Annotated in this window: 2 protein-coding genes; both read left to right on the forward strand. The window is 77.0% G+C overall.

All coding sequences use genetic code 11. The annotated features are described in order from the left end of the window. The first annotated feature begins 2 nt into the window (after positions 1 to 2). On the forward strand, positions 3 to 9,452 hold the full coding sequence (locus CP974_RS23845; RefSeq protein ID WP_224354498.1) for a polyketide synthase: 9,450 nt from the start codon (positions 3 to 5) through the stop codon (positions 9,450 to 9,452). Beyond that, complete coding sequence (locus CP974_RS23850) at positions 9,449 to 19,054, forward strand: SDR family NAD(P)-dependent oxidoreductase (protein WP_150485858.1); 9,606 nt, start codon at positions 9,449 to 9,451, stop codon at positions 19,052 to 19,054. Before CP974_RS23845 ends, CP974_RS23850 begins: the two co-directional genes overlap by 4 nt. Positions 19,055 to 19,062: the final 8 nt, after the last annotated feature.

Genomic DNA, 19,062 nt, shown 5'->3' on the forward strand with positions numbered 1-19,062 from the left:
GCATGAAGGCCAACTGCTACCTGATCGGCGGCACCCGCGTCCTCACCCAGTGCGGCGCGCGGCTCCTGGACGCCGGTGTGACGATCGAGGGCGTCCTCAGCGATGATCCCGCCGTCGTCGCCTGGGCCGGCGCCCACGACGTGCCCGTGCACGACCCGGCCGGGGACCTGACGGCGCTCCTGTCGGAGCGGCCGTTCGACTACCTGTTCAGCATGGTCAACTTCCGGATCCTGCCCGGAGCCGTGCTCGGCCTGCCGAAGATCGCCGCGATCAACTTCCACGACGGCCCGCTGCCCCGCTACTCCGGCAGCCACGTCCCGGCCTGGGCCCTGTACGAGGGCGCACCGCGCCACGCGGCCACCTGGCACCTGATGACCGAGGCCGTCGACGCCGGCGGCGTGCTCCTGGAGCGCTGGTTCCCGGTCCGCGACCACGCCACCGCCCTCTCCCTCACCTACGAGGCGGCCGAGACGGGCATCGAGCTGTTCGCCGACCTCGTCCCGCACGTCGCCCGGCGCACCCTCCCCGAGGTCCTCGACACCAGCGGCCGCGAGCGCCGCTTCTACCGCCGGTCCGCGCGCATGGCGGGCGGCGGCGTCATCCACGCCGGCACCACCGCCGCCGAGGCCGTACGGCTGGTCAAGGCCCTCGACTACGGCTCCTTCCCCAACCCGCTCGGCGTGGCCGCCCTCGTCACCGAGCAGGGCGCCGTCTACACCCGCCAGGCCCGGCTGATCCCGCGCGACGAGACCCGCACCGAGACCACGGTGCTGTCCGTCACCACCACGGCCATCACCCTGGCCGCCCCCGACGCCGACCTCGTCCTCAGCGACTGGCGGGCCGTCGACGGCAGCACGCTCAGCGGCCAGGCCGCCGCCCAGCGGCTCGGCATCGCCCCCGGCGCCCCGCTCCCGGCCGTCTCGGAGGAGCGGCTGGCCGGCATCGCCGACGCCCAGAAGCTCCTGCGCCCCCACGAGCCGTGGTGGCGCGCCCGCCTGGAGGACGTGCGGCCCGCCCCGCTGGCCGCCGACGACTTCTCCGCGGCCACCGCCCACTACGGGCACTACGAGCTGGCGTACGTCCCCGCCTCGCGCGAGGAGAGCGTCGCCGTCTTCCGCGCCTTCCTCGCGGCCGTCGCCGAGCGCGTCGGCGAGGAGGTCTTCGACTTCGCCTGGTCGCCGTCCGGCGCCCGCGTCCTCGCGGAGCGCACCCACGGCCTGACGGCCGCCCGCTTCCCCGTCCGCTACGACGGCGGGACCGCCCGCACCCTGCGGGAGCGGCTCGACGAGGCCGCCGCCCGCCACGGCTACACCGGCGACCTCGAGGTCCGCCTCGGCCTGGCCGGACGGCCGCTCGGCGCCGACGAGCCGAGCTTCACCCGCGTCATGGTGCTGGAGCGCGCCCCGGGCGAGGAGGCGTCCGCCGACCCGCACACCGAGATCGCCCTGCTGTGCCTGACCGACGGCCCGCCCACGATCTTCGTGCGGGAGACCGCCATGGGCGAGGACGAGGCGCTGGACTTCGTCGAGCGCGTCGAGGACCTGGCCATGGCGGCGCTGCTCCAGGGCGACGAGCCGCCCACGGAGTCCACCGCCTCCGCCGAGCCCGCCGCCTCCGCCGAGTCCGGCGCGGAGACCGCCGGGGAGCCCGTCGAGGAGACCGGCGGCCCGACCGTACTGGACCTCTTCGCCGCCGCGGCCGCCGAGCGGCCCGGAGCCGTCGCCGTCCGCGCCGGGAACCGCACGCTCGACTACGCCGGACTCGACGGCTGGGCGGACGCCGTCGCGGCCCGCCTGCACGACGAGGGCATCGAGCGGGGCTCGGTGGTCGGCGTCCTGCTGGAGCGCGACACCGCGCTGCTCCCCGCCATGCTCGGCATCCTGCGCGTCGGCGCGTCCTTCCTGCCGCTGGACCCGGGCTACCCCGTGGACCGGCTGCGGCGGTACGTGGACGTCTCGGACTGCGAGCTCATCCTCACCGACGCCCGCACCCACGACCTGGGCGCGTCCCTGGGCCCCGCGCGGCGGGTGCCCGAGCCGGACGGGGCGGCCCAGGCCGTACCCCCGCGCGTGACCGCCGCCGACCTGGCGTACACCCTCTTCACCAGCGGCTCGACCGGCGACCCGAAGGGCGTCGAGATCGGCCACGGGGCGCTCGCCGACTTCCTCACCGGCATCGGCGGACGCCTGGGCGTCACGGCGGACGACACCGTCCTCGCCCACACCACGGTCGCCTTCGACATCTCCCTGCTGGAACTGCTCCTGCCGCTCACCGTCGGCGCGACGGTCGTCCTCGCCTCCCGCGAGACCGCGGCCGACCCGTACCGGCTGGCCGAGCTGGCGAGCCGGGTCTCCGTGGCCCAGGCCACGCCGAGCCTGTGGCGCCTGCTGCTGGGCACCGGCTGGACCCCGCACGCCTCGCTGACCGTCCTCTCCGGCGGCGAGGCCCTGTCGCCCGCCACCGCCGAGCGGCTGCACGAGCCCGCGCGCGCCCTGTGGAACCTGTACGGCCCCACCGAGGCGACGATCTGGGCCGCGGCCCACCGGGTCGAGTCGGTCGGCACCTTCCTCCCGCTCGGCGAGCCCCTCCCGCACATGGAGCTCCACGTCCTCGACGAGGAGCTGAACCCGTGCGCGGCCGGGAGCACCGGCGAGCTGTACCTCTCCGGTACCGGGCTGGCGCGCGGCTACGCCGGACGGCCCGACCTGACGCGGGAGGTCTTCGTCGACCACCCCGCCACCGGGACGCGGCTCTACCGCACCGGGGACGAGGTCCGCCTGCACGCGGACGGCGCGGTCGAGTGGCTCGGCCGCACCGACGCCCAGGTCAAGGTGCGGGGCCACCGCATCGAGCCCGCCGAGATCGAGCGGGTGCTGGAGCGGATCGACGGGGTCACGGCCGCCGTCGTCGTCGCGGCGCGCTTCGAGGGCCGCGGCGAACCGAGGCTCACCGCCTACCTGGTGGGCGACGCCGTGCCGGGCAAGTCGCGGCTCGACGCCCTGGTCGGCGCCGCCCTGCCCGCCTACATGGTGCCGGACGCCTATGTGGACCTCGACGTCCTGCCGCTCACCGACAACGGCAAGGTGGCCCGCGCCAAGCTCCCGCTGCCCACGCGCGACACCATCCTGCGCTCGGGCGAGGAGCCGGAGTCCGGTGCCGCGCCCGAGGCGGGCCCCGAGTCCGCGCCGGAGACGGCGGCGGCACCGGAGCCCGCGACGGTCGCGGAGCCGGCCGCCGCGCCGGTGGCCGAAGCCACCACCGAGTCCGCCGGAGCCACCGAGTCCGCCGAGACCGTCGAGTCCGCCGGAACCGTCGAGTCCGCCGAGCCCGGTATGACGGAGGAGGCGCTGGCGCGGTCCATCGCGCGGGTCTTCGCGGCCACGCTGGACCACCCCGGCTTCGACGTCCACGCCAACTTCTTCGACCTGGGCGGCGACTCGGTGAACGTCACCGTCGCCGCCGCGCGCCTCGGCGACGAGCTGGGCGCCTCCGTCACCGCCCCCGCCATCTTCGCCTCGGGAACCCCGGTGAAGCTGGCCCGCCTCCTGGGCGCCGAGGGCGTCGTGCCCCTGCGCGACCAGGAGACGGAGACGGCCGTCGAGACGGCGCCCGCCGCCGCCGCGCCCGCCGCGTCCGCGCCGGCCACGCCCGTCACCCCGGCCGCTCCGGTCACCCCGGCCGCCCGGTCGACCGCACCCGCCACGCCGTCCGCCGCCCCCGTCCCGGCCCCCGCGGCCGCGCGGCCGGCCGACGACGGCGCCCTCGCCGTCATCGGCATGGCGTGCCGGTTCCCCGGGGCGAGCACCCCGGACGAGCTCTGGCAGAACCTCGTCGCCGGCGTGTCCAGCATCGGCGACGCCCCCGAGGGCAAGCGCGGCTGGGCCCACCTGTGGTCCGAGGCGGGCGCCGACGACGTGCGCATGGGCTGGGTCGACGGCGTCGAGTACTTCGACGCCGCCCGCTTCGGGCTCACCGACCGCGAGGCGCGCCGCATGGACCCGCTCCAGCGGATCCTGCTCAGCGTCACCGCCGAGGCCATGGAGAGCTGCGGCCGGGACCACACCTCGCTCGGCGCCGCCACCGGCGTCTTCGTCGGCGCCATCGCCAGCGACTTCCCGGAGATCGTGGCCCGCAGCATCGGCCACTCCGACCCGCACGTGGCCACCGGCACGGCCCCCTCCATGGTCGCCAACCGCCTGTCCCACGTCTTCGACTGGTCCGGCCCGAGCTTCGCCGTCGACACGGCCTGCTCGTCGTCCCTCGTCGCCCTGCACGAGGCCGCCATGCACCTGCGGGCCGGCGAGGTCGACGCCGCCGTGGTGGCCGCCGCCAACCTGGTGCTCACCCCGGCCAAGACCCGCTCCTTCACCCGCAACGGCATGCTCTCCCCGCAGGGCGCCTGCCGGGCCTTCGACGACGCCGCCGACGGCTACGTGCGGGGCGAGGGCGCCGGCGCCCTCATCCTCAAGCGGCTCTCCGACGCCGAGCGCGACGGGGACCCGGTCCTCGCCGTCATCCGCGGCACCGCCGTCAACCACACCGGCGGCAGCGCCGGCTTCCTCACCGCGCCCAGCAGGCCGGCCCAGGAAGCCGTGCTGCGCCGGGCGCTGGCCCGCTCCGGGCGCGCCGCCGCCGACATCGGCTACGTCGAGGCGCACGGCACCGGCACCCAGCTCGGCGACCTCATCGAGCTGGAGGCCCTCCACGCGGTGCTCGGCGAGCCCGCCGGCCGCACGCCGGTCGCGGTGGGCTCCGTGAAGACCAACATCGGCCACCTGGAGCCCGCCGCGGGCATCGCCGGCCTCATCAAGACGGTGCTGGCGCTCCAGGCGGCCCACATCCCGCCGTCCCTGAACTACGAGACCCCGAACCGGTCGTTCGACTTCGACGGCTCCCCGCTGTTCGTGGCCGACCGGCTCCTCCCGTGGGGCCCCGGCCCGCGCGTCGCGGGCGTCAGCAGCTTCGGCTTCGGCGGTGCGAACGCCCACGTCGTGGTCGAGGCCGCACCGGGCACGGAGCAGGGCGGCACGGACTCCGGTCCGCAGCTCCTGGTCCTCTCGGCCGGCTCCGACGACGCGCTGCGCACCCTCGCCCGCCGGCTCGTGCTCATGCTGCGCTCCGCCTACTGCCCCTCCCTGGAGGCCCTGGCCGAGGCGAGCCGGCTGCGTCCGGCCGGGGTGCACCGGCTGGCGTGCGTCGCGGACAGCGCCGAGCAGCTCCAGGACAAGCTCCAGCTGTTCCTGGCCGGCGTCGAGGACGTCCGCTCCCTCCACGTGGGGGTCGCGTCCACGGCGGCACGCCCGTACGGGCTGCCCACCTCCGCGCCCGCGGACCGCGCCGAACTCGCCGCCGCGGCGCAGGCGTTCGTCGCGGGCGCCGACCTCGCCGCCGGGCCGCGCCGCCGGTCGGGGGTGCGCTTCCCGACCGCGCCGCACGCCGAGAAGTACCTGTGGCTCGAGCCCGCGCAGCAGCCAGCGCCCGCTCCCGCCCGTACGCGCAGCACATGGACGGACCACCCGGAGGCCGCGGAGCACCTCGTGCTCGGCCGGCCCACCCTGCCGGGGGCCGGCTACCCGGCCAAGGTCGCCGACTTCCTCGGCCAGGACCGCTTCGGGCTGCGCGACCTCACCTTCCGGGCGGCCGTCGAGGCCCCCGCCACGCTCACGGCCGCGCGGGACGGCGACGCCCTCGCCTTCCGCGACGGCTCCGGCGCCCTGGTGTGCACCGCCACCCTGACCGCGCCCGAGCGGCCCGCGCTCGCCGCCCCGCCCGCCGCGCACGGCTTCACCGAGGTCGGGCTCGACGCGATGTACGCCGCGTTCGCCCGCTCCGGGCTGGACTACGGCAGCGGCTTCCGCACGGTGGCGTCCCTGTCGGTCGCCCCCGCCTCCGGGGAGGCCGTGGGCGTCCTGCGCGGCGACGCCGCCGGGACCGTGGACGCCCGGCTCCTGGACGGCGCCTTCCAGGTCGCGCTCGCCGCGTGCGGCGCGCAGGGGCTGTACGTCCCCTTCACCGTCGAGCGGCTCACCGTCCTCGGCCGGCTGCCCGCCACCGCCCGCGTGTACGCCCGGCGCGACCGGGACTCCGGGCCGGACTCGGGTCTGCTGACCGCCAGCCTGGTCGTCCTCGACGGCGACGAGCCCGTGCTGGAGGCGCGGGGCATCACCTGGAAGCGGCTCTCCGCGGCCCCGTCCGGGCCGGGCGCGGCCGGTGACACCGGCCACGGCCACCGCCCGGCCCCGGCGCCGGTGCGGGCCCCGGCCCCGGCTCCGGCCCCCGTGCCCGCCGCCAACGGGCACCTGCCCGGCGGCCGGCCGGGCCGCGCGCTGGAGGCGGCGCTGGCCGAGTGGGTGGCCGCCGCCCTGGAGCTGGACGCCGCCGAACTGGAGACCGACCGCCCGCTCCAGGAGCAGGGCCTCGACTCCATGCTCGCCGTCTCGCTGGCCCAGGACATCCGGGCCCGCCTCGGCGTCGACATCCCGGTGACCCTCGTCCTGGAGGTCGGCACGGTCGACCGCCTCGCGGAGGAGCTGCGGGACGAGTACGGCGTCACCGCCCCGCCCGCCGACGCGACCGGCCTCCCGGCCGGCGCCGACGCGGGCGAGCCGGGCGGCGGGCCGGCGCACGTACCGGCCCCGGACCCGGCGCCGGCCGCCGCGCCCGCCCCGGCCCTGGCCGCCGTGCCCACCGGGGCTCCGGCCCCGGCCCCCGGCCCGGCCCCGGCCCCCGCCGCGCTCGCGGCCGTCCCCGCCGCCCCCGAGGCGGCGGACGCCGACACGCACGACATCGCCGTCATCGGCGTCGACGGGGTGTTCCCCAACGCCGGGAGCACCGACGAGCTGTGGCGGGTCCTGGTGGAGGGCGAGGACTGCCTGACCGAGGTCCCGGCCTCCCGCTGGGACATCGACGCCTACTACGGGACGGACGGCGCCCCCGGCACCGTCTACCTGCGGCGGGCGGGCTTCGTCGAGGGCCTGACCGACTTCGACCCCGGCTTCTTCCGGCTCTCGCCCGCCGAGGCCGAGTGGATCGACCCGCAGCAGCGCCACCTCGTCCAGTCCGCCTGGCGGGCCCTGGAGGACGCGGGCCTGGCGGGCAAGGCCCAGCCGGCCACCGGCGTCTTCGTCGGCGCCAGCTACCAGCACTACCGCGACACCGTCGTCGGGGACGTCGTCCAGACGCCCGCCGGCCTGGGCAACCACAACGCGATCCTGGCGAACCGGGTGAGTTTCTTCCTGGATCTGCACGGGCCGAGCATGACGATCGACACGCTGTGCTCGTCGTCGCTGGTGGCGCTGCACACGGCGGTGCGCAGCATGCGCGCCGGGGAGTGCGAGCAGGCCGTCGTCGCCGGCGTGCACCTGGGCATGTCCCCCCAGTACTTCCAGCTCGGCTCCCGCCTGCGCTCGTTCTCCCCGTCCAACGCCCTGCGGCCGTTCGACTCGGGTGCGGACGGGTTCGTGCCGGGTGAGGGTGTGGTGACGGTGGTGCTGAAGCCGCTGCGGGCGGCTCTGCGTGACGGTGACCGGGTGCGCGGTGTCATCAAGGGCACGGCGGTGAACCACGGTGGCCGGACGAGTGGGTTGACGGTGCCGAGCAGTGCGGCGCAGCAGTCGGTGATCTCCGCCGCGCTCGCGGACGCGGGGGTGCCGGTGGAGTCGATCGGTCTGGTGGAGGCGCATGGCACGGGGACGAGTCTGGGCGATCCGATCGAGGTCGAGGGGCTGACGCGTGCGTGGCGTGCGCTGACGGATCGTTCGCAGTTCTGTGCGATCGGTTCGCTGAAGGGGAACGTGGGTCATCTGGAGCCGGCGGCCGGTCTGGCGGGTCTGGTGAAGGTGCTGTTGTCGATGGAGCGGGGCATGGTTCCGCCGTCGCTGCATGTGGTGCGGCCCAACGACCACATCCGTTTCGAGGACACGCCGTTCTTCCTGGCGGACCGGGTCATGGAGTGGCCGCGTCCGCAGGGCGGTCCGCGTCGTGGCGCGGTGAGCGCGTTCGGGATGGGCGGGGTCAACGCCCACGTCATCCTGGAGGAGGCGCCCGCGGCCCCCGCCCGGGAGGTCGTGGCACAGGAGTCCTACCTCGTCCGCGTGGACGCGGCCGACGAGACCTCCGTCCGGGCGCTGGCCGGCGCCTACGCCGACCGGCTGGCCGAGGTGGACGCCGACCAGCTGGGCGACTTCGCCTACACGGCCAACACCGGCCGGGCCGGTCACCGCTTCGGTGCGGTCGTCTCGGGGGGTGACGCGGGGGAGCTCGCGGTCGCGCTGCGGGACGTCGCCTCCGGCACCTCCGCCGTCGCCCGCAAGCGCGGCGGGAACGCGGCGCCCGTGGCCTTCATGTTCACCGGCCAGGGCTCGCAGTACGCGGGCATGGGCCGGGGCCTGTACGCCACCGAGCCCGTGTTCCAGGACGCGCTCGACGAGTGCGCGTCGCTGCTCGCCGGCCACCTCGACGTACCGCTGACGGAGCTGCTGTTCGGCTCGTCGGCTCACCTGCTCGACTCGACCCGGTTCGCTCAGGTGGGGATTGTGGCGGTGCAGGTGGGGTTGGTGCGGTGGTTGGAGTCGGTGGGGGTGCGTGCGGATGTGGTGGTGGGTCACAGTCTGGGTGAGTTGACGGCTGCGTGGGCTGCGGGTGTGGTGGGTCTGGGGGATCTGCTGCGTCTGGCGGTGGTGCGGGGTCGGTTGATGGAGTCGCAGCCGGGTGAGGGTGCGATGGCGGCGGTGCACGGGGACGCGGAGGCGGTCCTGGAGGCGCTGCGGGCGTTTCCCGGTGTCGAGGTGGCGGCGTTCAACTCGCCCAGGGTGGTGACGGTTTCGGGTCCTGCGGACGTGGTGGCGCGGTTCCGTGAGGAGTCGGGTCTGCGGTCGCAGGCGTTGGTGGTGAGCCACGCTTTCCATTCGGCTTTGATGGAGGGTGCGGTTGCACCGTTCGCCGAGGCGGTGTCGGGGGCGGTGTTGTCGGCTCCTTCGGTGGCGTTCGCTTCGTCGGTGACGGGTGGGTGGCACACGGCGGGGTCGGCGGTGGATCCGGGGCATTGGGCGCGGGGGATTCGTGAGCCGGTGCGGTTTGCGGAGGCTGTCGCGTTGGTGGGTTCGGTGGGTGCGGGTGTGGTGTGGGAGATCGGTTCCCAGCCGCAGTTGACGTCGTTGGCGCGGGCGTCGTGGCAGGGGGGTGAGCCGGTGTGGTTGACCACGTTGCGGCGTGACCGTGTCGACCAGGCCGAGGTGCATGCCGCTCTGGCCGCTTACGCGAACTCCGGGTCGGGAGTCGTGGACTGGGCCGGTGTGCATGCCGGCAAGGGCCATCGGACGACGACCCTGCCCACCTACCCCTTCAACCGGCAGGACCTGGTGGCGCCCCCGGCCCGCCGCGAACGCGCGGCGAGCACCCTGGGCCACCCGCTCTTCGACCGTCACTACGAGCACCGGAGCGAGGGACAGTGACGCATCCCGCCGAGACGTACGAGAAGACCTTCACGGGCCAGGAGCCCTTCATCGCCCAGCACCGCTCCGCGGGGACCGGGCTGCTGCCCGCCGCCGTGCAGCTGGAGATGGCGCTCGTCGGCGTGGCGAGGCGCCGGCCGTTCGCTCCCCTGGAGCTGACCGGCGTGTCGTTCCTCCGCCCCCTGATGATCGCCGACCGCGCCAGCGCGCCGGTCCGCCTCGACGTGACCCCCGGCACCGACCGGACCCGCTTCGAGCTGACCACCGTCGCGGCCGGCAGCCGCAAGCAGCTGTCGACCGGCGCCGGACGGTTCCTCCCGGCGGACGCGCGGCCCCCGCGCGCCGACGCGGACCACGGGCCCGCCGCCCGGGACATCGCCCCGGACCGCCTCTACACCGGCTGGGAGCGCGAGGGACTCCAGTACGGTCCCGACTTCCGCACCGTCCGCGCGCTGTCCGTCGGAGACGGCGGAACGGCCCGCGCCACCCTGCGGTCCGACGCCGAACCGATGCCCTGGTACGCCCACCCGCTGCTGGTGGACGGCGTCTTCCAGGTCGTCAGCTGCGCCCTGCAGGACCTGACGGGCGAGGACGGCCCGTATCCCATGCTGCCGATCGGTGTGGAGCGGCTCGCCCTCTTCACCGACCTGTCGGCGCTGACGGGAGAGGTCACCGTCCACGTCCGCCGCACGAGCGACGACGGTGCCTACGCCACCGCCGACGCGCTGCTGCTGGGCCCCGCCGGTGACGTCCTCGCCCAGTTCCAGGGCGTGCGGATGCGGCGTACGACCACCGTGACGCGCACACCCGGCGCGGCGGCCTCGACGGCCGCCGCCTCGCCGGCCTCCGCCACGGAGGCCGGCGCGGCGCGGACCCCCGACCCGGCCGCCGTCCGGCGGGAGCCGCTGCCCGTCTCCCGCATCGACTGGCGCCCCGAGGAGGGCGACGCCGCCCGCCGCGAGGCGGCGACCGGCACCTGGGTGGTCCTCCACCACGGCCCGGCCGACCGGCTCGGCACCGGCGCCGCCGAGGCGCTGCGCGCCGACGGCGCCCGCGTCGTGGAGGTCGCCGCGGGCCCGGCCGCGCCGCCGGACGGCGCCTCCGGCCCCGACCGGCTGACGCTGGAGCGGCTCGACCCGGACGCCTTCCGGGCGCTGTGGGAGCAGGTCGGCGACCCCGTCGCGGGCGTGGTCCACCTGTGGAACGCCGACGGCCCGGCCGACGGCGGCCGGGGCGAGGAGGAGGAGCTGGGCCTCGGCCTGTACGCCTGCCTCGCCGCCCTGCGGACCCTCGGCGAGCGGCAGCGCAAGTCCCGCTTCCTCGTCGTGACCCGCGACGGCCAGCCCGTCGCCGACGGCGACCGGCCGGTCCCCGCCCGCGCCGCCCTGTGGGGCCTGATGCGCACCGCCGCCATCGAGTACCCGGGCCTGCGTCCGCGCGTCGTCGACCTCGGCGGCGCCCCCGGCACCCTGCTGCCCGCCCTCGTGGCGGAACTCGGCGACGCCCGCGGGCCCGTCGAGACCGGCTACCGCGACGGCGTCCGGCACGTGCCCGTACGGGTGCGCGACCGCTCGGCGTACACCCCGCCGCGCCCCGCCGGGCAGGGCCCCGTCCGGCCCGGCGGACGCTACCTCGTCCTGGGCGGCCACGGCGGCCTGGGCCTGGAGGTGGCCGAGCGGTTCGCCCGCGAGGGCGCCGGCGTCGTCGCGCTGGTCTCCCGCTCCGGCGGGAACCCCGGCTCCGACGAGCGGGCCGCCGCCCTCGCCGCCCACGGCTGCCTGGCCGTCTCCTACAGCGCCGACATCACCGCCCCCGGCGCCCTGACGGCCCTGGTGGAGCGGATGCGCCGGGAGCACGGCGAGGTGCACGGCGTCATCCACGCCGCGGGCACCCTCAAGGACGGGCTGATCCGCAGCGCCACCGCCGAGGACGTCGCGGCCGTGATGCGGCCCAAGGCCGACGGGGTACGCGAGCTGGCCGCCGCCGTCGCCGGGCTGGACCTGGACTTCGCGGTGCTGTTCGCCTCCGTCTCCGGCACCTTCGGCAACCTCGGGCAGGGCGGCTACGCCGCCGCCAACACCTACCTCGACGGCTACGCCCACGCGCACGGCGCGCCGTGGCTCAGCGTCGACTGGGGCCTGTGGGGCGAGGTCGGCATGGGCACCGCCGTCGCGGACCAGCTCCGGGCGCGCGGCGTCCGGCCGCTGACCACCGCCGAGGGCCTGGACGCCCTCATGGCCGTCCTGGGGACGGAGCGGCCCGCCCGGCAGCTCGTCATCGCCCACCCGGACGCCGGCACCGAGATCGTCGAGCCGGACGACCCGGAGGTCCGTGCCGGTTCCGCCCCGGCCTCCGCCGCCGCACCCGCGGGGGGCGGCGCCGCCGTCTCCGGGCAGGCGGGGGGTGCCGACGGCACCGGTGCGGCCGCCGGGGACGCCGTGGAGCGCGTCGCCGACGCGCTGGCGGCGTTCCTCGTGGAACGGCTGGGGGTCGCGTCCCTCGACCGCGAGGCGCCCCTGTCGGAGTACGGCATGAGCTCGATCATGAGCGTCGAGCTGTCCGAGGAGCTGTCCCGCCGATGGGGCGTCAGCCTCCCGGCCACGCTCTTCCTGGAGTACGGCGCCTTCGACGAACTGGCGGAGGCGCTGACCGAGCGCTACGGCGCGGCGGCGGCCCTGCCGGAGCCGGCCGGGGGCGAGACCCCCGGGGCGGCGGCCGAGACCGCCGCCGAGGCGACCCGGCCCGCCGAGGACACCGGGTCCGCCCGGTCCGCCGAGTCCGCCCTCTCCGGGGGCGCGGCCCGGTCCGAAGCCGGTCCCGCGACCGCTCCCGAGGCCGTCCCCGCCCCCGCCGCCCCGCGCCGCCCCCGGCGCCCGGCGCCCGGCGGACGCGACCTGGACGTCGCCGTCGTCGCCGTGTCCGGCGACCTTCCCGGCGCCCCCGGCGGCGTGGCGGAGCTGTGGCCGCTGCTGCGCGCGGGCGGCCACGCCTTCACCGACGTACCCGCCGAACGCTGGGACGTCGACGCCCACTACGAGCAGCGCGGGCCCCGCATGACGGGCACGTACTGCCGCAAGGGCGCCTTCCTCTCCGGCGCCGACCGGTTCGACCCGGCCTTCTTCGGCATCTCCGTGCGCGAGGCCGAGGAGATGGACGTCCAGCAGAAGCTGCTGCTGGAGCACGCCTGGGCGGTGCGGGACGACGCCGGCCTCGCCGGCCGCCGCGACATCGGCGTCTTCGTCGGCGCGACCTACACCCACCACCGCGACACGCGGGGACTGGAGACCGTGGGCCCGCACACCGCGCTCGGCTCCATGAACGCGGTGCTCGCCAACCGGATCTCCTACGCCCTCGACCTCACCGGCCCCTCGCAGACCGTCGACACGCTCTGCTCGTCCTCGCTCGTCGCGCTCCAGCAGGCGGTCGCCGCGCTCCGCGCCGGCCACTGCGGCGCCGCGATCGTGGCGGCCTGCCAGGTCGGCCTGACGCCGTGGTACTACCGCAGCCTCAGCCAGCTCGGCGCCCTGTCGGAGGGCCTGCCGAAGCCCTTCGACGAGCACGCGGACGGCTTCCTGCCCGGCGAGGGAGCCCTCGCCGTCCTGCTGAAGCCGCTCGCGGACGCGGAGCGCGACGGCGACCTGATCTGGGGCGTCGTCCGGGGCACGGCCGTCAACCACGGCGGGCGCGGCAGCGCCCTGCCCGTGCCCCGCAGCGAGGCCCAGGCCGCCGTCGTCCGCGCGGCGCTGGACGACGCCGGGCTCGCCCCGGCCGACATCTCCCTCATCGAGACCCACGGCACCGCGACCCGGCTCGGCGACCCCATCGAGATCGCCGCCCTCACCGAGGTGTTCGGCGGCGACCCCGACCGCGAGGGTCCGTGCCACCTCGGCGCCGTCAAGGGCAACATCGGGCACCTGGAGCCCGCCGCCGGGCTCGCCGGACTCGTCAAGGCCCTGCTGTGCCTGCGGCACGGGGAGATCCCCCCGGTCGCCGGGTTCGACAAGCCCAGCAGCCACCTCGACCTGTCCACCGGGCCGTTCGAGATCCCGACCGAGCCCCGCCCGTGGACCTCGGCAGGGCCGCGGCGCTTCGGCGTCAGCTCCTTCGGCATGGGCGGCACCAACGCCCACGTCGTCGTCGAGGAGTACGTCGGAGGCGACCGCTCCGGCGGGACCGGCGGCGGACCGGCCGCCGAGGCCGCCCACGCGGACGGCGCCCCGGACGAGCACCTGCTCGTCCTCTCCGGCCACACCCCGGAGGCCCTGCTGCGGCGCATCGCGGACACGCGGGCCCTGCTACGCGGGGAGACCGCCTCCGGCCTGCGGGAACTGTGCCGTTCCAGCGCCGTCGGACGCGACCACCGGGCGTACCGGATCGCCGTGCTCGGCGGCACCGCCGAGGAGATCGGCGCCGGACTGGACCACGCCCTGCGGCTCGCCGACCGGGCCCCCGGCACCGTCGTGCGCGGCTCCGCCGTGGTGGAGAGCGCGACGGCCGGGCTCGGCGTCCACGCCCTGCGCCACGCCGGGGGCAAGGCCGTCGACTGGACGTCCGTGTACCCGGACCCGGCGGTACGCCGCCGGCCGCTGCCGCCGTACCCGTTCGGCGCGGCCGCCCTCACCGCCGCCGCCGCGCCCTCGGGCACGTCGGCCGCGGCCCGGGGCGAGGCCGCGGCCCGGGGCGAGGACGTGGCCGAGGCCGTGCGCAGGCTCTCGCGCGCACACCGCGTGCTCGGCGAGGACACCGTGCCCGGCGCCGTGCCCCTCGCCCTCGGACTGCGGGCGGCCGGCGAGGTGCGCGCCGTCGCCTTCACCGGCCGGGGGAGCGGCCCGCACGCGCTGACCAGCGACCTGGACGAGCCGGGCCGCACCGGCCCGGCCGCCTTCCGGCACGCCGGCCGCACCATCGCCCGGCTCACCACCGGCGCCGCCCAGGCCGGGCCCGCGCCCGCCCCGGCGGACCTGGACGCCCTGCGCGCGGAACTGGGCCGCGACCTGGCGCCCGCGGGCCTCTACGCCTGGTTCGCCGCCAAGGGCATGGAGCTGACGGCCCCGCTGCGGTCGATCGCCGAGGTCCACTACGGCCCCCGCCGGGTCCTGGCCCGCGTCGACATCCAGGCCGCCGGCCCTCTGGAGGCCGAGGTGGCGGCGCTCGACGCCGCCCTCCAGGCCATGGCGGTGCTCACGCTCGCCGACCCCGAGGCACCGACCGGCACCTTCCTGCCGGTCTCCATCGACCGGGCGGCGCGCTGGGGCGACCCCGCGCACACCGCGTTCGTGCTGCTGGACGGTGCCGAGCCGGGCGCCGACGGCGTACGGCGCGGTGACGCCAGCCTGCTGGCGGCCGACGGCCGGGTCCTGGTCCGCCTCGACGGCGTCGAGTACCGGACGGTGACCGGCAACGCCACGGGCGCGAGCACGACCTCCACGGCAACCGGCAGCGCCGCCGGCGCCACCGGCACCGGCACCCCCGCCGACGCGGGCGGGGGCGCGGACGCGCCCGCGCCCCGCTCGGCGCGGCTCGCGGCGGCCGAGGCGGCCGTCGTCGAGGTGGTGCGGGCGGCCCTGCACGACCCCCGGATCACCGCGACCACCTCGCTGTCCGCCGTCGGCATCGACTCCATGCTCGCGACGGCCGTCGCCGCCGACCTGGACGAGCGGTACGGGGTGCCGCTCAGCCCGACGGACGTCCTGGACGCCGCCGACTGCCGCACCCTCGCCGCCCACGTCGCCGAACTGGCCCCGGAGGACGCCTTCGGCCGGCCCGGGGCCGAGGCGGCGCCCGCCGCCGGAGCCGCGCCGCGTGCCACCGGCGAGGCCGCCGGGCCGGTCACCGGCCAGGCCGTTCACGAGGCGTCCGCCCAGGCCCCCATCGGTCGGACCGCCGCCCAGGCCACCCCCGCCGCCGTCCAGGCCGCCGACCCGGCCGCGCTCTACGGCGCGGACCCCGGCGAGGCCGCCTCCGCCGACGACGTGGCCGTGATCGGGATGGCCGTGGCACTGCCCGGCGCCACGGACCCGCAGGGCCTGTGGGACGTGCTGGCCGGGTCCGGCGACCGGGTCGGCCCCGCTCCGGCACGCCGCTGGGGCCGGTACGCCGACGGGCGGGAGCCGGACATGGGCGGGTTCCTCGACGGCGTCGAGGAGTTCGACGCCCGGTTCTTCGACTTCTTCCCCAAGCAGGCCGAGGCGCTCGACCCGCAGGCCCGCTGGCTGCTCCGCACCACCTGGGAGGCGCTGGAGTCGGCCGGCCTGCCGCCGCGCGGACTGATCCCCGCCACCGGCGTGTTCGTCGGGGCCAGCTACCAGCACTACAAGGACTACAACCTCTCCCCGGAGCTGGACGCCCCGGCGGGCCTGGGCAACCACAACGCCTTCCTGGCGAACCGGGTGAGCTTCTTCCTGGATCTGCACGGGCCGAGCATGACGATCGACACGCTGTGCTCGTCGTCGCTGGTGGCGCTGCACACGGCGGTGCGCAGCATCCGCGCGGGGGAGTGCGAGCAGGCCCTCGTCGCCGGTGTCCGGGTCGCCATGTCCCCGCTGCACTACGTCGCCATGCGGAACCTGCGCGCCCTGTCGCCCTCCGGCCGCTCGCGGCCGTTCGACTCGGGTGCGGACGGGTTCGTGCCGGGTGAGGGTGTGGTGACGGTGGTGCTGAAGCCGCTGCGGGCGGCTCTGCGTGACGGTGACCGGGTGCGCGGTGTCATCAAGGGCACGGCGGTGAACCACGGTGGCCGGACGAGTGGGTTGACGGTGCCGAGCAGTGCGGCGCAGCAGTCGGTGATCTCCGCCGCGCTCGCGGACGCGGGGGTGCCGGTGGAGTCGATCGGTCTGGTGGAGGCGCATGGCACGGGGACGAGTCTGGGCGATCCGATCGAGGTCGAGGGGCTGACGCGTGCGTGGCGTGCGCTGACGGATCGTTCGCAGTTCTGTGCGATCGGTTCGCTGAAGGGGAACGTGGGTCATCTGGAGCCGGCGGCCGGTCTGGCGGGTCTGGTGAAGGTGCTGCTGTCGATGGAGCGGGGCATGGTTCCGCCGTCGCTGCACGTGGTGCGGCCCAACGACCACATCCGTTTCGAGGACACGCCGTTCTTCCTGGCGGACCGGGTCATGGAGTGGCCGCGTCCGCAGGGCGGTCCGCGTCGTGGCGCGGTGAGCGCGTTCGGGATGGGCGGGGTCAACGCCCACGTCATCCTGGAGGAAGCACCCACCGCCCCGGTCCGGGACGTACCCGCCCCGGAGTCGTTCGCGGTGCGCGTCACCGGCGCGGACGAGACGGCCGTACGGACACTGGCCGCCGCGTACGCCGCCCGCTTCGAGACGGCGCGCGACGCCGCCGAGACCGCCGACCTGTGCCACACCGCCAACACCGGCCGGTCCGCACTCGAGTTCCAGACCGCCGTGCACGGACGCTCGGCGGCGGACCTCGCGGCGGCGCTCCGCTCCGTCGCGGACGGGTCCCTGCCCGTCGCCCGCGTCGACATCGACCTCACCGCCGACGCGGCGGCGGCCCTCAGCGGGACCACCGCCGCCCCCGGCCGCCCGGCCGGGGCGGCGGAGCTGGCCAGGGCCGGGTACGCGCACGTCGACTGGGCCGGGCTGTCCCCCGCGGGAGCCCGCGTCACGGACCTGCCCACCTACCCGTTCGCCGGGACCCCGTTCTGGCGCGGCCCCGAGGAGGCCGACCGCCCCGACCACGCCGGGACCCCGGCGCGCGACGGGCGGCCGGGCACACCGGCCGTACGGGTCCGGTGGCACGCCCGCGCCCTGACCCCGGCGGCCTCCGCCGGACCGGCGACGGTGAGCCTGGCCGCCGCCGACCCCGCCCTCGGGCAGGCCCTGACCGGGCTGCTGCGGGACCGGGGCGTGACCGTCGTCGCGCCCGGTGCGCCCGCCGACGCCGCGCTCGTGGTCGGCGCCCGAGACACCCGCCACGCGGACCCCGCCGAGATCGGCGCGTTCTGGGCGGAGCTGGGCGACCTGATGAGGACGCTGCCGCAGCGTGCCGGTGTGCTCTGGGCCTCGTTCGGCGGGGTGGACCTCCACTCCGCCGCCCGGACCGGTCACGCCGCGCAGGACACGCCCGCCGCGCACGGCGGCGGCGCCGGTCCGGACCCGGTCCGGGCCGCGACCGCCATGGCCGTGCGGGCCGCGGGCGCCGAGGGCCGCCGGCCCACCGCCGTCGTCCACCTGGACCCCGCCGACCCGGCCGCCGCCCAGGCCGCCCACCTGGCCGCCGAGCTCGCCGCACTGGCGTCCGGCGCCCCGGAAGGCCCCTCCGGTGCCGACCCGGCCGACGCGGGGACCACCGTCGCCGCCTACCGGCAGGGCGTCCGCTACGTCCCGGAGACCGCGCCCGCCCGGCCCGGCCGCCCCTACTCCCTCCCGGACGAGGGCTACTGCCTGGTCACCGGGGGGCTCGGAGCCGTCGGGCTGCGGCTGACCGAGCGTCTCGTCGCGCGAGGCGCCCGGCGCGTCGCCGTCGTCGGCCGGTCGGCCCTCGACGCCACCCGCGCGCAGGCGCTGCGGGAGCTGGCGGACGGCGGCGCCGAGGTCGAGTACCTGCCGTGCGACGTCTCCGACCCGGCGGCCCTCGCCGCCGTCGCGGACCGGCTCGGCCGGCGCTGGGGCCGGCTCGTCGGCGTGGTGCACGCCTCCGGCGGGGTCAACCCCTTCGGGGCGATGCACCGCCGCCCCTGGAGCGACGCCGAGAAGGTGCTCGCGCCCAAGGTGGCCGGCTCGCTGCACGTCGTCCGCCTGGCCAAGGAGCGGCGCGCCGACTTCGCCGTCCTCGTCTCCTCCATCGCCGGCACCCAGGCCCTGGCGGGCCGCGGACTGGTCGACTACAGCCTCGCCAACGCCTTCCAGCTGGCGCTCGCCGAGCGGGAGGACGACGAGGTCACCGCGGTCACCGCGCACGCCTGGCCGAACTGGACGGGCATCGGGATGAAGGCCGACGACACCTTCTCCGCCGCGTACTCGGTCGGCGCCGAGGAAGCGCTCGACGCGTTCATCGACCACCTGCGGTCGGGCGGCGCCGTCGTCTTCCCCGGCACCGCGCCCGCCACGGCGGGGGAGCGGCCCGCGGCCATCGCCGCCCCGGTCATCCCGGCCGCGGTACCGGCCGCGCCCGCCGCCGCCCCGGCCACCGCCCCGGCCGCGGCCTCCATTGGGGCCGGGACGGAGGCGGCGGGAGCCCGGCGGGACACCACCGCCATGCGCGCCCGCGTCCGGGACGCCTTCCTCCACGTGCTGGGGGAGGACCCCGGTGACCGGCCCCTCCAGGGGCTCGGCCTGGACTCCCTGATGATCGCCGAACTGACCACCGCCCTCGAACGGGGCGGCGGCCTCACCGTCGACCCGTCCCTCCTCATGCGGGCCCGTACGGCCGACGACATCGCGGCCGAACTCGCCGCCCTCGCCGTACCCGCCGATCCGGCCGTACCCGCCGGTCCTCCGGCGCCCGCGGCCCCGCCCGCGCCCGCACCCGCGGCGCACACCTCCGCGCCCGACCACGACGGGACCGCCGGCTCCGCCCTCAGCGCCCTGCTGCGCCCCCTGCTCGACCGCGACGGCGGACGCGGGGTGGTCCGCGCATGACCGGCGAG

Origin of the sequence: Streptomyces fradiae ATCC 10745 = DSM 40063 (genome assembly GCF_008704425.1) — a bacterium.
Classification (GTDB): domain Bacteria; phylum Actinomycetota; class Actinomycetes; order Streptomycetales; family Streptomycetaceae; genus Streptomyces; species Streptomyces fradiae.